This window comes from Streptomyces sp. A01, assembly GCF_059026195.1.
The window spans coordinates 1-633 of the sequence record NZ_JBWLKN010000120.1 but is presented as its reverse complement, the minus strand read 5'-3'; the positions used below and the strand labels follow the sequence as shown (position 1 = coordinate 633).

General features: G+C 68.2%; 1 protein-coding gene. It reads left to right on the top strand.

All coding sequences use genetic code 11. The annotated features are described in order from the left end of the window. Positions 1 to 633 (top strand): SpnB-like Rossmann fold domain-containing protein (locus AC5P1B_RS35795; protein ID WP_493892214.1); only part of this gene is annotated, 633 nt, incomplete at both ends.

Genomic DNA, 633 nt, shown 5'->3' with positions numbered 1-633 from the left:
ACCACCGCAACCACCGCTACTTCATCCTCCGGGGAACGCTGGGCCATCATCGGCGACGACCCCCTCGACCTCGCCACCGCCCTCCCCACCGCCGACACCCACACCGACCTCCACACCCTCATCCACACCCTCAACAACAACACCCCACCCCCCACCCACGCCCTCCTCACCATCCACAACTGGCACACCCAACCCACCAACCCACCCCACACCACCACCCCACCCCACGCCACTTCTCACACCACCAACCCACCCCAATCCAGCACCACCTCCCACGACTCCCGACCGGTGCAAGACGCCCGACGGGACGCCACCGCCGTCCACACCGTCGCCCAACGCCTCCTCACCTGGCTCCACACCTGGCTCGCCGAACCACGCCTCACCACAACCCGCCTGACCATCGTCACCCAACACGCCATCACCACCAACCCCAACGACCCCGCACCCGACCTCGCCCACGGACCCATCTGGGGCATGATCCGCACCGCCCAAACCGAACACCCCCACCGCTTCCACCTCATCGACCTCGACACCCACCCCCACACCCGCACCCACCTCACCCAAACCCTCCACACCACCCAACCCCAACTCGCCCTCCGCCACGGCACCCCCCACACACCCCACCTCACCCGC